At 32.5% G+C, this 19040-nt stretch carries 12 protein-coding genes; 10 read left to right on the plus strand and 2 right to left on the minus strand.

Features of this window, described 5'->3' with window-relative positions; all coding sequences use genetic code 11:
- Positions 1-152 precede the first annotated feature (152 nt).
- Entirely contained in the window at positions 153-503 is a 351-nt protein-coding gene (gene panD, locus ACNFIH_RS13535) for an aspartate 1-decarboxylase (protein ID WP_035652866.1), read from the minus strand.
- Between the two features lie 14 nt (positions 504-517).
- Positions 518-1396 (minus strand): pantoate--beta-alanine ligase, encoded by an 879-nt coding sequence (gene panC, locus ACNFIH_RS13540; protein ID WP_035652868.1) that lies wholly within the window; start codon positions 1394-1396, stop codon positions 518-520.
- A gap of 78 nt (positions 1397-1474) precedes the next feature.
- Between panC and ACNFIH_RS13545 the strand changes: the two genes are divergently transcribed.
- The 10 genes from ACNFIH_RS13545 to ACNFIH_RS13590 all read left to right on the plus strand — a co-directional run bounded on the left by ACNFIH_RS13545 (position 1475) and on the right by ACNFIH_RS13590 (position 19032).
- Entirely contained in the window at positions 1475-2281 is an 807-nt protein-coding gene (locus ACNFIH_RS13545; protein ID WP_035652871.1) for a glycogen/starch synthase, read from the plus strand.
- Between the two features lie 18 nt (positions 2282-2299).
- On the plus strand, positions 2300-4003 hold the full coding sequence (locus ACNFIH_RS13550) for a DUF4270 domain-containing protein (protein ID WP_426483547.1): 1704 nt from the start codon (positions 2300-2302) through the stop codon (positions 4001-4003).
- A 9-nt stretch (positions 4004-4012) separates the two neighbouring features.
- Positions 4013-5863, plus strand: coding sequence for a glutamine--fructose-6-phosphate transaminase (isomerizing) (gene glmS / locus ACNFIH_RS13555; protein WP_426483548.1), 1851 nt, complete (start codon positions 4013-4015; stop codon positions 5861-5863).
- A 142-nt stretch (positions 5864-6005) separates the two neighbouring features.
- Positions 6006-6458, plus strand: coding sequence for a T9SS type A sorting domain-containing protein (locus ACNFIH_RS13560; protein WP_426483549.1), 453 nt, complete (start codon positions 6006-6008; stop codon positions 6456-6458).
- A 6-nt stretch (positions 6459-6464) separates the two neighbouring features.
- Positions 6465-12677: an RHS repeat-associated core domain-containing protein gene (locus ACNFIH_RS13565; protein ID WP_426483550.1), complete on the plus strand. Its 6213-nt coding sequence runs from the start codon at positions 6465-6467 to the stop codon at positions 12675-12677.
- Between the two features lies 1 nt (position 12678).
- Positions 12679-13107 (plus strand): hypothetical protein, encoded by a 429-nt coding sequence (locus ACNFIH_RS13570; RefSeq protein ID WP_426483551.1) that lies wholly within the window; start codon positions 12679-12681, stop codon positions 13105-13107.
- 336 nt (positions 13108-13443) lie between these two features.
- Complete coding sequence (locus tag ACNFIH_RS13575; protein ID WP_426483552.1) at positions 13444-13608, plus strand: hypothetical protein; 165 nt, start codon at positions 13444-13446, stop codon at positions 13606-13608.
- Positions 13609-13857: 249 nt separating this feature from the next.
- Positions 13858-14361 (plus strand): hypothetical protein, encoded by a 504-nt coding sequence (locus tag ACNFIH_RS13580; RefSeq protein WP_426483553.1) that lies wholly within the window; start codon positions 13858-13860, stop codon positions 14359-14361.
- Positions 14362-14908: 547 nt separating this feature from the next.
- The gene (locus ACNFIH_RS13585; protein ID WP_426483554.1) at positions 14909-15937 is read left to right on the plus strand and encodes a hypothetical protein; all 1029 of its coding nucleotides are present in this window, start codon (positions 14909-14911) and stop codon (positions 15935-15937) included.
- 305 nt (positions 15938-16242) lie between these two features.
- Positions 16243-19032, plus strand: a complete 2790-nt coding sequence (locus ACNFIH_RS13590; protein ID WP_426483555.1) for a carboxypeptidase-like regulatory domain-containing protein — start codon at positions 16243-16245, stop codon at positions 19030-19032.
- Positions 19033-19040: the final 8 nt, after the last annotated feature.

Raw genomic sequence — 19040 nt, forward strand, 5'->3', positions numbered from 1 at the left:
AATATAATACTTTATTTGCTTTTTGGTATTTTGGGACTGAAAAAAAAGCAATGATTTCCTACGCTTATTTTTTTAATTTAAGGCAATAGAAAATCTGTTTGGACAAAAGATTTTGAACAAACTGTGAATAAAAATAAGGATGAAATTATGTTTTATGTTAACGAATTATCGTTTTCATTTGGGAAAATAATCCATGGTTTGAAGGTTTTGGCTTCTTCAAATTCCAGGGTCGCATATGAAATGATGATGATAATATCGTCTTTTTGAACCTTTCTTGCGGCAGGGCCATTAAGTGTGATTTCGCCCGAATTTTTTATGCCTTTTATAGCATAAGTTTCAAAACGCTCACCATTATTAATATTAACAATAGATACTTTTTCGCCTTCAATAATATTTGAAGCTTCTAGTAGAGTTTCATCAATAGTAATACTGCCAATATAATTTAAATCGGCACCAGTAACTTTTACTCGATGAATTTTTGATTTTATAACTTGAATTTGCATGCTGCAAAGGTAATTTAATTTAATGAAATGGTGTCAATTAACCTTATAGAATTAACAAATACCGCTATAAACGCACGGTATTTTTTGTCATTAATTTTATGATCAATAGATAATAATGTTGATTCGTCAGCAATGACAAAATATTCCAGCTCAAATCTTTCATTGTTTTTGAAAGCGTCTTCAACAAATTGAATGGTTTCCTGAGGAGATTTAGTTTGAAATATTTCTTTTGCTTCTGTCAAGGTTTTATAAATTATGGCAGCTTCTTTTCTTTCTTCGGCTGTTAAACGCTCATTTCGAGAGCTCATCGCTAAAAGATTATCTTCTCTGAAAATTGGGCAGCCCACAATATTTACAGGTAAATTATTTTTTTCGACTAGTTTTTTAACAATTTGTAGTTGCTGAAAATCCTTTTCTCCAAAATAAGCATTTGTAGGTGTTACGATTTCAAAAAGGCGTTTTACAATTGTTCCGACTCCGTTAAAATGCCCGGGTCTGAATTTTCCTTCCATCTGATTTTCTAAACCATCATAGTCAAAGGATTGCGAAATTGTATTTCCTTCATAAATATCTTCGACTGAAGGAGCATATAAAATTATTTTGTCACTTAATCCTCTCATTTTTTTTACATCTTCTTCAAGAGTTCGAGGATATTTTTCTAAATCTTCAGGATTATTAAACTGAGTAGGGTTTACGAAAATACTTACAACGGTATCGTCGTTTTCTTTAAGTGAACGTTGCATTAAAGCCAGATGCCCTTGGTGTAAAGCTCCCATGGTTGGTACAAATCCGATGGTTGAATTTGCGGTTTTGATAGTTTTTAAATAAGCTATCAAAGCTACTTTACCGTAAAAAATATGCATGGCAGTATTATTAAAATTTAGTGCAAACATAATATATTAGTTATAAACTGCATAAAATTTTGTAATTTTGCGACGTTTTTATTACCAAAAATTAAGTAAAATACTATTATGAAAGATAAGAGGATATTATATGTATCATCTGAAGTCGTGCCTTATTTGGCTGAAAATGAGGTTTCTTTAATGTCTTATGACGTTCCTAAAATGATTAATGATCAAGGAGGTCAGATAAGAATTTTCATGCCAAGATATGGAAATATCAACGAGAGAAGACATCAATTACACGAAGTGATCAGGCTTTCTGGAATGAATTTGGTAGTGAATGACTTAGATATGCCATTGATTATTAAAGTTGCTTCAATTCCAAAAGAAAGAATTCAGGTTTATTTTATTGATAATGATGAGTATTTTAAGCGTAAGGCAACTTTTGCTGACGAAGAAGGTGCGTTGTATCCTGACAATGATGAACGTGCGATCTTTTTTGCTAAAGGAGTTGTTGAAACCGTTAAAAAATTGAATTGGGTTCCAGATATTATTCATGTTCACGGATGGTTGGCAGCAATGCTTCCTATTTATATGAAGCATTATTATAAAAATGAAGCTTTGTTTTCAGAAACTAAAATCGTTACATCAGTCTACGGACAATCTTTTGATGAGAATTTAGATATGGAGATGATCAACAAAGTTAAATTTGATGGTGTGCCGCATGAATCTGTTTCTGACTTGGAAGTTCCAAATTATGAGAATGTTTTAAAAGCAAGTATATTACACTCAGATGCAGTAATCATTGCCTCTGAAAATGTTTCCCCAAGTTTAACAAAATTTATAGAATCTTCAGGAAAACCTTTTTTACCTTTCACCCCGAAAGATGCATTCGCTGAAGCGTATACAAATTTCTATAGAAAAATGGGTCTTTAATTAACTTTAATTTTAAAAATGTACAATACTTCTTTTATTAAGAAAATTCTAGTAGCTGCAACGGTAGTTTTTTTATATTCATGCGATAGAGATTTTAATGCAATTGGTGATGATTTAATTGGAGACAATCATTTTGATTTGACACCTGAAAAATATGATGTTTTAGCCTATAATCAAGAGGTAACGCCTATTGAGTCAAACGGATTGGCAATTAATGCTTTGGGTATTTATGATAATCCTGTTTTAGGTACAACAACAGGAAGTTATGTTACTCAGGTTGCTTTGTCAGAATATGCGCCAACAATTGGTGAAGGTGCTGTTATTGATAGTGTATATTTGAGTGTTCCATATTTTAGTCATGTAGTATCTACTGATGCTGATGGTAAGCGTACTTTTGAATTAGATTCTGTTTTTGGGCCTGCTGACGGAAAAATCGATTTAAGTGTTTATGAGTCCAAAGTTGCAATGCGCAATAGTTTTTTTGATAATGGTACTCAATTGCCTCAATTATATTACACAAGCGCTAATAATGATAATGCAGATTTTGATGCGAATATTGGTGCAAAGCTTAATAACTCAAGCAGTAAAAGTCAAAATACAGAATTCTTTTTTAATAAAGCTGAAATAACAGACAGGACTATAGATGCTAACGGAAAAGTGGTTTTGACTAAAGTAGCGCCGGAAATGCGCTTGATGTTGGATAAAGCTTTCTTTATGGATAAAATTTTAAATGCTCCTGCAGAAAAATTATCATCAGCAAATGTATTCCAGGATTATTTTAGAGGATTATATTTCAAAGTAGCAAGATCGGGAGCAAATCCAGCAAACTTAGCTTTGATTAATTTTGCAACAGCAGGTAAAATTGTCATTAAATATAAGGCAAAAACGGCAATTACTACAGATCCTGACACGACAACGGAGGATAAGAGTATCACGATTAACTTGACTGGTGCTACAGCTAGTCTTCAGCAAGATGCGAAAAATGCCAATTATGCGAATGCAATAGCTGATGCAAATATAAATCGAACAGAAGGCGATGATCGCCTTTATATTAAAGGAGGACAGGGATCTGCTGCAATAATAGAACTTTTTGATAAAAAAGATGTAATTAGTTATAATAAGGATGGAGAATTGGTGAATAAGCCAAACGGAGTTTCTGATGTATTGGATGAATTGAGGCTTGCTTACAGAACTAAAAAAGGATTGGTAAATGAGGCAAATTTAGTTTTCAATATTGATACTGAAAAAATGAGTGTGAAAGGTGCTGGAAATGTGCAGGCAGATGAACCTAAAAGAGTTTATTTGTATGATTTGACTAATAATATACCTTTGATTGATTATTCTGATGGTACTTCGGGTGCGCTTACAGGTGATCCTAAAGCTACAAAATATATTTTTGGCGGTATTATCAATATTGATGAAGCGACTAAAAGAGGAAATTATTATAAGGTAAGAATCACCAATCATATTCGAAATCTTATTAAAGATACAACAACTGTCAATGTAAAATTAGGTTTAGTTGTTACTGAAGATATTGGCGTGATTACTTCAAATAGACTGAAGAATAAGGTTAAGATTGGGACAAATCCTGATGTATATTTTACAGCAGCGCCGAGAGGATCAGTTATGGGGCCATTAGGAACTATTCTGTATGGAGGAAAATCTTCTGTTCCAGATGATAAGAGACTGAAACTTGAAATTTACTACACGAAACCAAATTAATAAATATATATGTGTGGAATTGTTGGATATATTGGCCATAGAGAGGCGTATCCTATTGTTATCAAGGGATTAAAACGACTCGAATACAGAGGTTACGATAGTGCCGGTGTAATGTTGTTTGACAACGAAACCGGAGTAAAACTTTGTAAAACAAAAGGTAAGGTTTCGGATCTTGAAGCTAAAGCGCAAGATAACTTAACAACAAACGGAACGATTGGTATAGGGCATACGCGCTGGGCAACACACGGAGTGCCAAATGATGTGAATTCGCATCCGCATCTTTCTAATTCTGGTGAATTGGTGATAATTCACAATGGAATTATTGAGAACTATGCACCGCTTAAAGAAGAATTAATCAAGAGAGGTTATACTTTTAAATCGGATACAGATACAGAAGTTTTAGTAAACTTGATTGAAGAAGTTCAGAAAAATGAAAATATTAAGTTAGGAAAAGCAGTTCAGATTGCTTTAAATCAAGTTGTAGGAGCTTATGCAATTGCAGTTTTTGATAAAAAAAATCCTGATGAAATTGTTGCTGCAAGACTAGGTAGCCCTTTGGCAATTGGTGTGGGTGACGGTGAATATTTTGTTGCTTCAGATGCTTCTCCTTTTATTGAGTATACTTCAAATGCAATTTATCTTGAAGATGGTGAAATGGCAAACATCAGATTGCACAAGCCTCTTAAAGTTAGAAAAATTAAAGATGACTCGTTAGTAGATCCTTATATTCAAGAACTTCAAATGAATTTGGAGCAGATTGAGAAAGGAGGTTACGACCATTTCATGTTAAAAGAAATCTACGAACAGCCAAGTGTAATTAAAGATACATACAGAGGAAGACTTCATGCAAATGAAGGAATTGTTCAAATGGCTGGTGTTGAAGATAATCTTGAAAAATTCTTAAACGCAAAACGTATTCTTATTGTGGCTTGCGGTACTTCTTGGCACGCAGGTTTAGTAGCTGAATATATTTTTGAAGAATTTACACGTATTCCAGTTGAAGTTGAATATGCTTCTGAATTTAGATACAGAAACCCAATTATAAACAAAGATGATGTTGTAATTGCTATTTCTCAATCGGGAGAAACGGCAGATACGATGGCGGCTATTAAATTGGCAAAAGAGAATGGTGCTTTTGTCTTTGGAGTTTGTAATGTTGTGGGTTCATCTATTTCAAGAGAAAGTCATGCAGGTGCTTATACACACGCAGGACCTGAAATTGGAGTAGCTTCTACTAAAGCATTTACTACACAGATCACGGTTTTAACTATGATTGCTTTAAGACTAGGAAAAGCGAAAGGAACTTTGTCAAATACTGATTTCCATACTTATTTGCAAGAATTAGAAATAATTCCTGAAAAAGTTGCTGAAGCATTGGAAACAAATGATAGAGCAAAAGAAATTGCTGCAGCTTTTAAAGATGCACCAAACTGTCTTTACTTAGGTCGTGGATATAACTTCCCGGTTGCTCTTGAAGGTGCTTTAAAACTTAAAGAGATTTCATATATTCACGCTGAAGGATATCCTGCTGCTGAAATGAAACACGGACCAATTGCTTTAATTGATGAGCACATGCCGGTTATTGTAATTGCACCGAAACAAGGTCATTATGATAAAATTGTAAGTAACATTCAGGAGATTAAATCTAGAAGTGGTAAAATTATTGCTGTTGTTACTAAAGGTGATACACAGGTTCGTGAATTGGCAGATTATGTAATCGAAATTCCTGAGACTTCAGATGCATTATCACCACTTATTACTACAATACCATTACAATTACTTTCATACTATATTGCGGTTATGAGAGGTTGTAACGTAGATCAGCCTAGAAATTTGGCAAAATCAGTTACTGTAGAGTAATTATTTAAAATATATAAATGTTAAAAATGCGAGATTTAGGTCTCGCTTTTTTTTTGTCCGTTTAAATTTTTATTAACATAAATTTTGTAAGATTTAATATATAATTATATATTTGTAGGAAATGTATTAAATTTTATGATTTGTGCGAAAATTTCTACTCCTTATTTTTATTCATTACAGTTTTATTTCAACAGCGCAGACCAAGCTTAATTTTAGTTATGATCAAGCAGGAAATCAACTTAGCAGGATATTGTGTATAAACTGCATATCAAAGCCTGCAAAAGAGAATAAAGAAGTTGAGGCCGTTGCCATTACAGAAAACGAACTGGAAAAATTCTTTCCAGAAGATGTTATCTCCTATTACCCAAATCCAGTAAAAGAAGAACTGTACCTGCAATGGCAATTGGCAGGAGATAATTATGTGACTTCAATTTCTGTTTATTCTGTTACTGGTCAAATGTTGAGAACATTTCAGTCAAATAGTAGCAGTAATAATTTGAATATACCCTTTCAGCAATATCCTGCTGGTGTTTATCTGGTTTTGCTTTCTTATAAAGACGGCGGAGAAAAATCTATTAAAATCATTAAGCAATAAAAGGTTATGAAGAAGTTTTATATTATGTTATTGCTTTTATGTCTTGGTTTGTTAGGTTTTGGGCAGTCTACAGAAGTTGGGGTAACTGGAGGGCAATTATCTGTTTCGCTTACTGGAGCAGCTACTTATACGATTCCTATTGCAGTTCCTCCAGGAATTAATGGTGTTGCTCCTCAGATTAGTTTGTCCTACAATAGTCAAGCAGGAAACTGTTCTGCGGGTTATGGATGGAATATTACTGGGATCTCAACAATTACACGTATTCCTTCAACAAAATTTCATAATGGAAATGTAGGAACTATAAATTATAATCTTTCAGATAATTATGCCCTTGACGGTCAACGTTTAATCATGAAAGAAGGAAACAATAATGGCTATGGAAAAAATGGAACAGTATATGAAACTGAAAATTATTCTAATATTAAAGTAACATCTTATGGTGCAGTTTCATCCAGTACCGATATTGGGCCGGATTATTTTGTTGTTGAATACCCAGATGGTTCTAAGGCTTATTATGGATATGTATTAGGCAATGAGTCAAATTCTCGTTCTCAGGTTCATTATGCCATAACATATTGGGAAAATCCACAAGGAAATCGTGTAAGTTATTATTATACTCCAGAAATTTCAGAGGTATTAAATATAAAAAGTATAAAATATGGTGCAATAAAAAACAATACACCTATAAACGAGATTAATTTTATTTATAAGAATAGATATGCTCCTAGCGTGCAGTTAATTGCAGGGCAACAAATAAAGGATCGCGCTGTCTTGTCAGATATTAAAATAACAACAGGAGGAACTGGTTTTCGAAACTATGCACTAACTCATGATCTTTCTTCGTTGCACTATGATCGATTAAAAACAATTACTGAAAAAACAGGAGATAATACTAAGAGTTTAAATCCAACTGTTTTTTCTTATATGGAAAACCAATCTATTTTTAATCCACAAATGGATTGGAGTGGTACTAGTAATTCTTTTGATATCTCTAATTCAAGTGTTGAAATAATAAATGGGGATTTTGATGGTGATGGTGATATTGAGTTTTTAGCCCCAGTTAATTTTGGAAAGCAAAGCGTATCTCTTTATAAGATTTTAGATAATTATTCGGTCAAGGAATTAGCGACGCAATCTAATCCTTTATTTAAGGAAACGAATAAAAAATTTACTATAAATTCTTTAGACAATAATTTTAAGATTTCAAGTAAACAAAATATTTGTTTTACCAATTCTGATAATTTGACTATATTTTATAATATCTTTAAATATAATGATAATACAAAAACTATAGATTTAGATTATCAGAAAACCATTCCAAATGATACTCAAGCCTATCCATCTTTGTCAGGAGATTTTGACGGTGATTATTTAACGGATCTAATAAGTATTGGAGAACCAATTAATGGCTATTCTCAGACTAAATTTATTAATTTAGATAGACGTTTGCCAGTTAATTTTGTTAGTAATTCAGGATTGATTGAAAGAGGGAATTTTCAAAACATAAATAAACCAGGTCCAATTACAGGAACTGATATTATCAGAGAAGGTGATATTAATGGAGATGGTAAAACGGATATAATAGTTTTTCGAGGTAGTCCATATAATGATATTACGGCTTATACTTTAATCAATAATGTTTTCGAAAAAATTGTAAGATGGTCACAAAGCATCCCTGGAGATATTGGAGATACCAGTCATTATAGTCCGGTAGAGTTTCCTGTTGTGATAGGAGATTTTAACGGTGACGGAAAAAGTGATATTTTCCTTGTGGCATTGGGTAAAATTTTGATTTCAAGTGGAGGATCTTATTTCATTGAAGAATTTTTGCCTGCTTTTACTCCTCCAACTTATCCTTATGTGTCTGAGCAAATAGTAGCATTTGATTATAATAATGATGGAAGGTCAGATATATTAAGAATAAGACCTTCAAAAAATCAAGGAGCAAGTTCTTCTTCAGTAATTGATATAGATTTTTATTGTAGAAATACACCAGAACAATCTATTAAGTGGTTTAACTATCATTATAATAGAATTCTAAAAGCAAATTGGAATGATAATTCTTTTCCACAGGATGATAATAAGTTTGAATCGATACTGGTTCCTCTTTTGACAAGAAAAAGTAAAGTTGATCCTTCCAAAACAGATTTGGCTATAGTTGGAGATTTTCGTATTTCTTTTTTTTCAAGTAACAATTATTCTACGGATCAGCATTTAGTTAAAACTTTTACAAATGGTAATGGAGTAACGGAAACTGTAACTTATAGTCCGTTGAAAAGTGGCAATGGAGTATATTGGGCTGGAAATATTAAACTTTATCCAGATTTGACTATTAGTAATAGTCCTGAATTTAAGGTTGTATCTCAAGTCGAAAAACAAAATGCTTCTGAGTATAAAAAACAATTATTTCGTTATTATGGAGCTGTTACAAATGTTGAAGGTTTAGGTTTTTTGGGTTTTGGAAGTACAGTAAAGACAAATTGGCATAATGATTTATCGCCTTTAATATCATATATATCAAGAAATGATATTTCATTAAGAGGAGCAAATATCGAAAATTATACAGTACTTGGTTTACATGAACCTTTGTTTGATTCATCAAATCAAATTCCGAGGACAATTACAAAAGAAGATAACTATACTGTAACAGGTACAGAAAATCTAGTTGCGTCACAAAGTATTGTTTTTAAACCTAATACATGGATAAAACCGGAGAGTACTTTTTCAGCAAAAATTGATGCTGATGCTGATGCTGGTAAATCAATAAATGAACCTGTTTCATTCATTACAAAATCATTACTGACTTATGAAGATAAACTGTTATCAAATAAAGTCTTTAAAATTAAGAACATTTCTATGAAGCAATTTGACGGATTAGAAAACATTAGTAATGAAACAAAAACGGAATATGACGATTATAACAATCCTACAAAAATATCGACCGAAGTAAACGAAGCAAGTACACTTAGACAAAAAAGTATTACAGATATTACATATCAAAACGAAACTACACCAACCTGCATTATTGGTAGGCCATTGACTAAAACACAGAATGTAACATTAGGTAATGAGAAAATGACGACTGAAGAAAAGTATGAATATAATTCAAATCAATTACTTTCTGAGATTCAGAAGAAAGGCGATGCAGGGACAAATTACATAACAGAAAGCCGTTCATACGATAGTTTTGGAAATATTTTAAAACGAACTTTAAAGGCAGGACAAGATTCAAGAGAATTTAATTATGAATACGATAGCACCGGACGATTTTTGATTAAAGATACTGATGCCGAAAAATTAGTTACATCTTACGTTTATAATCCTAATTGTACATTAAAATCAGTAACAAATTCTTTGGGACAAACAACGTTATATCAATATGATTCATGGTTTAAGAAAACCAAAGAAACAGACTATCTTGGAAATGCAAATGATTTTAGGTATGTAAATAATAGCGGGAATACTACGATTACCAAAACCTATGCAGACGGAAACGTAGCAGAAGAAACTTATGATGATTTAGGACGAAAAACAAAGTCAGGAGCAAAAAATAGTATGGGAACTTTTACTTATGTTTCGTATTTGTATGATATACAAGATCGAAATTATAAAGTAAGCGAACCGTATATTGGTACAACGGCATCGCAATGGAATGAAACGAAATATGATGATTACGGAAGAGTAACCAATCAAAATGTGTACACCGGAAAAACAATAAAAACAGATTACTCGCCTCTTATTACAAAGGTTGACGACGGAACAATAACTAAAACCTACAAAAAAGATGCATTAGGCAATGTGGTTTCAATGTTTGATAGGGCTTCAAATGAAATTAAATATACCTATTATGCTAATGGAAATTTAAAAGAATCTGATTACGGCGGCATCAAAACAAAAATGCTGCAGGATGGCTGGGGAAGAAAAATAGAACTTCAAGATCCTTCCGCAGGAATTATTAAATATAAGTACAATGATTTTGGTGAATTGACAAGTGAGGAAAATGTAAATGGAACAACAACTTATAAATTGACTACAGCAGGAAGATTAGAAGGAAAAACAATTAAAGGACTTAAAACAGATTCGCAGACTACCTATAATTATGATGTAAATAAGTTATTGTTAAGTAGTATATTTAAAGATCTGACAAATGGCACTAACACAATTACAACAAGTTATACTTATGATGATAAAAAACGAATTAGCAACAAAACAGAAACAACACCTTTTGCAGTCTTTACAAAAGATTTTTCATATGATGCTTTTGGGCGTTTAGCCACTGAAGGTTTTACAGCAAAAGAATTAAAGTTAGGGAAATCGAGCACAAAAACAGTTAAATACAGTTATAAAAACGGAAACCAATATCAAATAACAGACGAAGCAAATACGGTATTATGGCAGATCAATACTATAAATGCAAGAGGACAGCTTTTAACAGCTCAAAACGGTCCGTTAACCATAACCAATGTCTACGATGGAGATGGTTATAACCAGCAAAGCAAATTTGACAAAACAGCATCGTCAACAAATATCTTGTCATTAAATACAAGTTTTAATACTAAAACAGGAAATTTAGACAGTCGAACCAATACTTTATTGGCATGGAACGAAAGCTTTAAATATGATAATTTAGATAGATTGGAAGAATATACCAATACAAAAGGAATTTTAGAAATACAGAAATACGATGGCAAAGGGAGAATTACTCAAAACAGTTTAGGTAGCTATGAATATGTTAGAGATAATCCCTATCAAAATGCTTCGATAACAACAACTCCAGATGCGTTGACTTATTATACAGCAAAACCATCACAAATTATAAATTACAATGTATTCAAAAGTCCTGTGTTGATTGATGAAAAGAACATTGATAAAATAAGTTTTGATTATAACGACAATAATAGACGTACCGCAATGTTTTATGGGGATTTGCAAGATGATAAACTGAAGCGACCTTATCGCAAATATTACTCTGGAGATGGTACAATGGAAATTAAGGAAAGTACAGGAGGAGTTTATGATTTTGTGACTTATATTGGCGGAGATGGATACAGTGCTCCTTTGGTTTTTAAAAGCGATGGAAGTGGGAATCAAAAATATTTATATTTACAAAGAGATTATCAAGGTTCTATTGTTGGTATAGCAGATCAGGCTGGAACAGTTGTAGAGAAAAGAGTTTTTGATGCCTGGGGTAATATTGCCAAAGTGCAGGACGGTGCTGGAAATATATTAACAGGATTAACGGTTTTAGATCGAGGGTACACGGGACATGAACATTTGCAAAGTGTAGGGCTTATAAACATGAACGGACGTATATACGACCCAAAACTACATCGTTTTTTACAACCTGATAATAACATTCAAGATCCTTTTAATACGCAAAATTATAACCGTTACGGTTATGTAATGAACAACCCGTTGCGATATACAGACCCAAGTGGCGAATTGTGGAATGTGTTTTTTGGTTATTTGTTTACAGCATATGTAAAGGGTGCATATGCTAGTGGCGGAGAATTAAATCCTGCAAAATGGAAATCGACATCTTTTACTAATATAGCAGCAACAGCCGCTTCATTAGGAAGTTCAACAGTAGCGACTAATTTTACCAATAATTATTTGGAGAATTACAATAATAAGCCAGCTTTAGGAGCTAGCGCGGTTGGGCCAGGAGATGATTTGCATTCGTTTGTAAATAATAGTAAAGATTATTTTTCGGAAAGAAAAGTAGTTAGTGAAAGTTTAGGACAAGACAATGGAGGAAGTTTTTCGAAAGAATCTCTTGGGTTAAGTATGGGAATTCTTAGCGAAAGTAAGTTTGAGGGGAGATATTATTTTAAAGAAACTACTAATACTTTCTTTGATTTAAAAAATATTTCAAAATTTGGAACATATGGGAGTAACATATTAGATTTATATGATATTGGTTCTGGATTCTCTAAAATTGCCACTGCTACTTCTCCGCAAGAAAGAACTGATGCAGCTAATTCTTTGGCTTTTGATGGATTTTTAATAGGATTAGGTAGGAAATGGCCGGCAGTTGGATTAACTATAGGAATAGGTAAAGTTATTTCAACGACGGATACATATAAACAGGGAATGATAGAAGGTAGAAACAAAGCTTTTATTCAAAAAAATGGTCATCCTGTAAATCATACCGCAACTATTAAATCAGATTCAGGAATGTATCGAGAATGTGAAATATGCCCTTTAAAATTCAGATAAAATGAATATTTTTAATTATGTTTTTTATAAAATGTATAAGTCGACTTCGAAAGTAAATGATTTATATCCTGAGATAGCAACTATCATATTTTTATCGGCGCTTATGTTTTTAAACCTAGGTTCAATTCTATTAATTTTAGATATTTCTATTGAAAATATTGGTGTCAATGGAATATATCTTATCATAACAATCATTTTGTTTTTTAATCTTTACTATTTTTTGAAAAGTGATAAATATAAAGAGATAATACAAGAATATAATTCTAAAAAAAAGTTGTTCTTTTTAGATGTTTTGATTTTTATTTATCCTTTCGCATCTTTTTTTGTGTGCTTTAAGTTGTTAAAAATGACAAACAGGCAAATTGGTTTTACATTGATAGGGCTGTTAGTAATTGAACTAGTTGGCTTTTTTAGTAAAGAAAAAAAGTAGTTTGTTTCTCCTATTCTTTTGCTCTACAAAGTGTTCATTGCCAACGCTGTGTGAATGTCTTTGACTTCGCACACTCAAAGTGATTAAGTTTAGTATATAAGATGTAGTTTGAAAACAATAATTATTCTAAAGACAATTGTAAAAAAGTCGGGAGACTTTTAGAAGTTTAAGTTTTATGAGGATAAAAAAAATATAAACGCAAAGTCAGGAGACTTCGCGTATCTGAGGAGAAATGACTTTGTATATGATTTGAATCAAAAAAGGAAATGCTGAAATGAAAAATAAACAAATAGAATTAGAAAATAAAATTATAAACTTTTCAAAATAATTGAAATTATGACTAAAATATTATATGCGTTTGTCATCAGTATGTTTTGTATGATAGGCATAAATGCCCAAGCTTTGAGTGAGGTACAAATGCAAAACGCAAGAGCAACAGGTTATGCAATTGTAGCAGCTAAAAATCCGGGTAAAAGTTTTTCTATTTTTATTATAAAATGAGACGGCATAAATAACTTAGAATATAATGCTAATAATCAAATTAATTCAGCTTGGCATGCTCAAGCAGCTATTAAGGGCAATTATTTTGATCAGACTTTTGCAGATAACAATTTTTCGAGATCCAGTTCAGTAGTTGTTAGCCAGTCAGAGTTTGATATTTATAAAAATACTGGTACAGATTGGTGGATTGTCTGTTCAACTTTACCATCGTCTAGTGATTCTGTCACAACTAATCTCAAAAATTTGCGGGTGGAAAGCTTAGTAGATACTTTTTCGGCACATTTTAGTGGTAATAATTTAACTAATGGAGTTGCTCTAGGAACATCTGCTGATAATGTTGGTATTATTCAGGGATATTCTAAGACTTTTAGTGCACTCAATAATATAGTTTTTCAGCCATATGGAGGAAATGTTGGAATTGGTGTTATAAATCCAAAGAATAGACTTGACGTAAATGGAACTATCCATTCACAAGAAGTAAAAGTAGATATGGAAAATTGGTCTGATTTTGTTTTTAAAAAGGAATACAATTTACCCACTTTGGAAGAAGTCGAAAAGCATATTGCAGAAAAGGGGCATTTAGAAAATATTCCCAGTGAGGTAGAAGTTTTGAAAAATGGAATTAATCTTGGGCAAATGAATGCAAAGCTTTTGCAGAAAATTGAAGAAATGACATTGTACATGATTCAACAAAACAAGAAAATTATTGATTTGGAAACCCGCTTAAACAAAGTGGAAACAAGTTATAAATAACTTTAAAAACTCTTGCTCTCCAAAGTGTTTATCACTAACGTTGTGCGAATGTCTCTGATTTCGCACCCTCAAAGTGATTAAGTTTAGTATATATGATGCAGCTTGAAAACAATAAATTATTGTAAAGACAATTTAAAAAAAGTTGGGAGACTTTTAGAGGTTTTAGTTTTATGAGAACCAAAAAAATAAAAGCACAAAGTCAGGAGACTTCGCGCAGCGAGAGCTGGTTTATAAGACGGAAGATTATGTACATAGCAGTGCAATTGATTATTCTGAGTAAAATGGATTGGTTGATGATGTAGTAGTTCTTAAGATATTTGATGTTTAACTGTGTCCCACACGAAAGGATTCGTGTGGGAGCGGGGAAAGTAGAAAAAATGTTTTTAAGAGTTTATAAACATATCATAGATAAGGATTCGTACAGAAGCGGGAGAATTGATGCTATATATGATTGAAAAGAGTGAAATGATTCAAAAATTAGAAAATAAATAAAAAAATAGAATTGAGCTTAATAAGAAAGCTAGAAAGCAATTAAAAAGCATACAACATGAAAACAGTAAATAAAAACAGAATTATTTCATTACTATTTTTTATCAATGGACTATTTTGTTATAGTCAAAATTTGCCAATAGTTGGATTTGGTGACGCCACCAATTATAGAATTAGTACATACTCAGTTCCTGGGTCTTCTGGTTTAGATTTACATTGGCATGGAGGAATACGCTTTGGTGATCGAGGTGGCGATAGTGTAATGCAAATAACAAATGGGAATATAGGCATAGGAACAACAAATCCAAGCGAAAAATTAGAAGTTTATAATTCTGATAATACTCCGGGAGTTATTTCGTTGCGAAGTGAAAGGAATGATTTCTCATTTGTTGATGTTGGTAGAATAAGTGCTAAACAAGTAACTACCGAGATTGCGAGAATAGGAATGCCAAGAGCAGGCGGGACATATACAGGCTATTTAACATTTTGGACAAAAGCTGATAATAATGGTGATTTAACTGAGAAAGTTAGAATCAATGAAATTGGAAATGTGGGAATAGGAACCACAACTCCAAGAGGGATATTAGAATTAGAAAAATTAAACTCGAACTTACTTTTTGACCTAAATACCAATAGTATTTGCAAAATAATTAGCAAAGGCTGGAATGCTAACATTGATATTCATACTTTTCAAATTAATGGAATCGAAAATCAAAATCAATTGTATTTAAATTCAAATGGGAATGTCGGAATTGGAACAACAACATCAACTTCAAAATTAACGGTTGCCGGAAATATAGCTTCACGTGAAGTAAAAGTAACAGTCGATGCAGGCGCAGATTTTGTTTTTGAAAATGATTACAATTTACCTTCTCTGGATTATCTTAATAAATTTATTAAAGAAAATAAGCATCTTCCTGAAATTGCTTCGGCTGAAGAAATGAAAAAAGACGGTATTAATTTGTCGGAAATGAATATTAAACTTTTACAGAAAATTGAAGAAATGACATTGTACATGATTGAGCAGAATCAACAAATTAATGATTTAAAAAATAGATTGGAAAAAGTCGAATTACAGTCGAAATAAAAAAATAAAAAATGATAAATGTTAAAAAAGCGAGATTTAGGTTTCGCTTTTTTTTATTGTCGAATTTTTTTTCTGACCCCGTTATTTTTATTAAATCCTCAATTTTTTAATTAAATTTTATATGTATGCATACTATTTAAGATTTGAAAAGCCTCGTTGTTGCTGTTAATTGAATAAAACACAATGTGAAAAAGTTAAAATACTAACAATTTTAATGCGTAATATTAATTTTTTTTAACGTTTTTTTATTAATCTCAAAAATATTTGTATTTTGGCTAGATAAACTAACCAAAAACCTAACCCAAATGAGAGTGTATTTGCTGATTATGTTGTTTTTCTGCGGCGTTTCCTTTGCGCAGAATTCAATTACTGGTTCTGTTACCGATAGTAACAAACAATCTATCCCTGGTGCCAATGTCAACATAGTAGGAAGTTCAGGTGGAACTTCAACTGATTTTGACGGTACTTTTAAATTGAATACTGCTTCTAAACCACCTTTTACTCTTAAGGTGTCAGCAGTTGGTTTTGAAACTAAAACAATTAGTGTTACATCTTTAAGTCAAAAAATTGATGTAGTGCTGAAAGATGAAGAAACTAAATTGGATGAAATTGTGGTTTCTGCTTCAAGAACTCCTGAAAGAATCATCGAATCTCCTGTAACTGTTGAAAGAATGGGAATTCAGGAAATTAAAAACACTACAGCACCTACATTTTATGATGGTTTAGAGAATTTGAAAGAGGTGCATTTTAATACCAGTAGTATTTCGTTCAAATCAATAAATACACGTGGTTTTGCAACTGTAGCAAATACCCGTTTCATGCAATTGGTTGATGGAATGGATAATTCATCACCAGCACTAAATTTTGTTTTGGGTAACTTAATTGGTGTTTCGGATATTGATGTGGCTAGTGTTGAGCTTTTGCCTGGAGCTTCTTCAGCTCTTTATGGTGCAAATGCTTTTAACGGTATTATGTTTATGAATAGTAAAAGTCCCTTTACTAATGAAGGAATTAGTGTTTACTATAAATACGGTCAAACATCTCAGGATGCAGCCGGAACTAATGATTACAATGATTTTGGAATTAGAGCTGCAAAAGCTTTCACGGAGACTTTTGCTTTAAAAGCTAATTTCACTTATATGGAAGCTACAGAGTGGATTGCTGCTGACAAAAGAAGTATGACGAGTGGAGGTGATAGTCATGCAGTAAATCAGAATTATGATGGATTAAATATCTATGGTGACGAGGTTACTACTTTTATTCCAAATGTTGGGCAAGTAAGTAGAACTGGATATCGCGAACAAGATTTAACTGATAATAAAGTTAAAAGTATGAAAGCCGATTTCAGTGCGCACTTCAAACCTTGGAAAGATGATACTGAATTTATTCTGCAATATAAAATTGGTACAGGAAGTACAATTTACCAAGGAGCAAATAGATATGCTTTGAAAGATTTCTTAATGCAACAAGGTAAATTTGAGGTAAAAGGTAAAAACTTCTTTGGTAGAGTTTATTTTACTAGTGAAGATGCCGGGGATTCTTATGATATGAGATTTGCGGCATGGAACGTAAACAGAGCTGCAAAATCAGATACAGAATGGTTTACTAATTATGCAACTGCATATCAGTATTCTGGTGCTGTAATGGGAACAAATGCTAATGAATCTGCAGCAATTGCAAGAAATTTTGCTGATTACAATATTCTTCCTCCTGCACTTTCTTTTCTTCCAAAACCAACAGGTTCTGCTAGATTTGAGCCAGGTTCAGCACAGTTCAATAGTGCACTTGCAAAAGTTATCGCTAATCCTGATTTGACTCAGGGAGCAAAATTTATCGACCACTCAAAATTATACCATTCAGATGTGAATTATAATTTTAGAGACATGGTTAAATGGGCAGAAATTCAAGTAGGAGGTTCTTGGAGAAAATATATTATGGACTCAGAAGGAACAATCTTTACAGATTATGATGGTCCAATTGAGTATAAAGAATATGGAGCATATGCACAATTGCAGAAAAAATGGTTAGAAGACAGATTGAAATTTACAGGATCTTTGCGTTATGACAAAAGCCAGAATTTTGATGGAAAGATTTCTCCAAGAGTTTCGTTTACATATGCAGCTGGTGAATCAAAAAGACATAACTTCAGAGTGTCTTATCAAACAGGTTTCCGTAATCCAACAACACAAGATCAATATATTGGTTTAGATTTAGGGCCATTTGCTTTAATTGGTTCAGCACCTGAAAACTTAGATAGATTTCAAGAAACTATGCCAGTTAGTTTAGCGGGTCAGGCTGCTGGAGCTCCTGCTACAGTGAATTTGTCTGGTCAAAATGCTTATCATAATGCTTATACTGTGGCTTCTGTTCAGGCATTTGCTGCATCTGCTAATCCAGCGGATCTTGTAGTTGCAAATATCGGTTTAGTAAAACCAGAACAAGTTCAGGCTTTTGAGGCGGGATATCGTTCTGTAGTTCAAAATGATTTATCAATCGATTTGAATGCTTATTACAATATTTATAATGATTTCATGAATACTGCGAGAGTAATTTCTCCTTACTATGGAACTGTAGGAACAAATCCTGCTGATCCAAATGTACAAATGACTTATGCTGCACTTGCTTTTGGTGACAGAAGAGTTTATCAGGTTTATACTAATACAACTGCACAAATTTCATCATTTGGTTTTGGAGTTGGTTTGTCTAAAAAAGTATATAAAGATTTTGAATTGGGTGTTAATTATAACTATGCACAATTTGATTTCGATCAATCTGAAGATCCTAGTTTTGTGGCTGGATTTAATACGCCAAAACACAGAATCAAAGCTTCTTTAGGAAATGCAAAAGTGGCTAAAAATTTAGGATTTAATGTAAATGTGAGATGGAACACAGAATATTTATGGCAATCTTCTTTCGGAGATGGAATGATTCCGGAAAATACAGTTCTTGATGCACAGGTTAATTACGGTCTTCCAAAACTGAAATCAGTTATTAAAGTGGGAGCGACTAACCTTTTCGGAAAAGATTATATTCAGGTAATTGGTGCCGGAGCAATTGGTCAGATGTGGTTTGCTTCTTGGACAATTAATCCATAATTAAAAGA

The sequence above is a fragment of the Flavobacterium sp. 2 genome (assembly GCF_049949195.1).
Taxonomy (GTDB): domain Bacteria; phylum Bacteroidota; class Bacteroidia; order Flavobacteriales; family Flavobacteriaceae; genus Flavobacterium.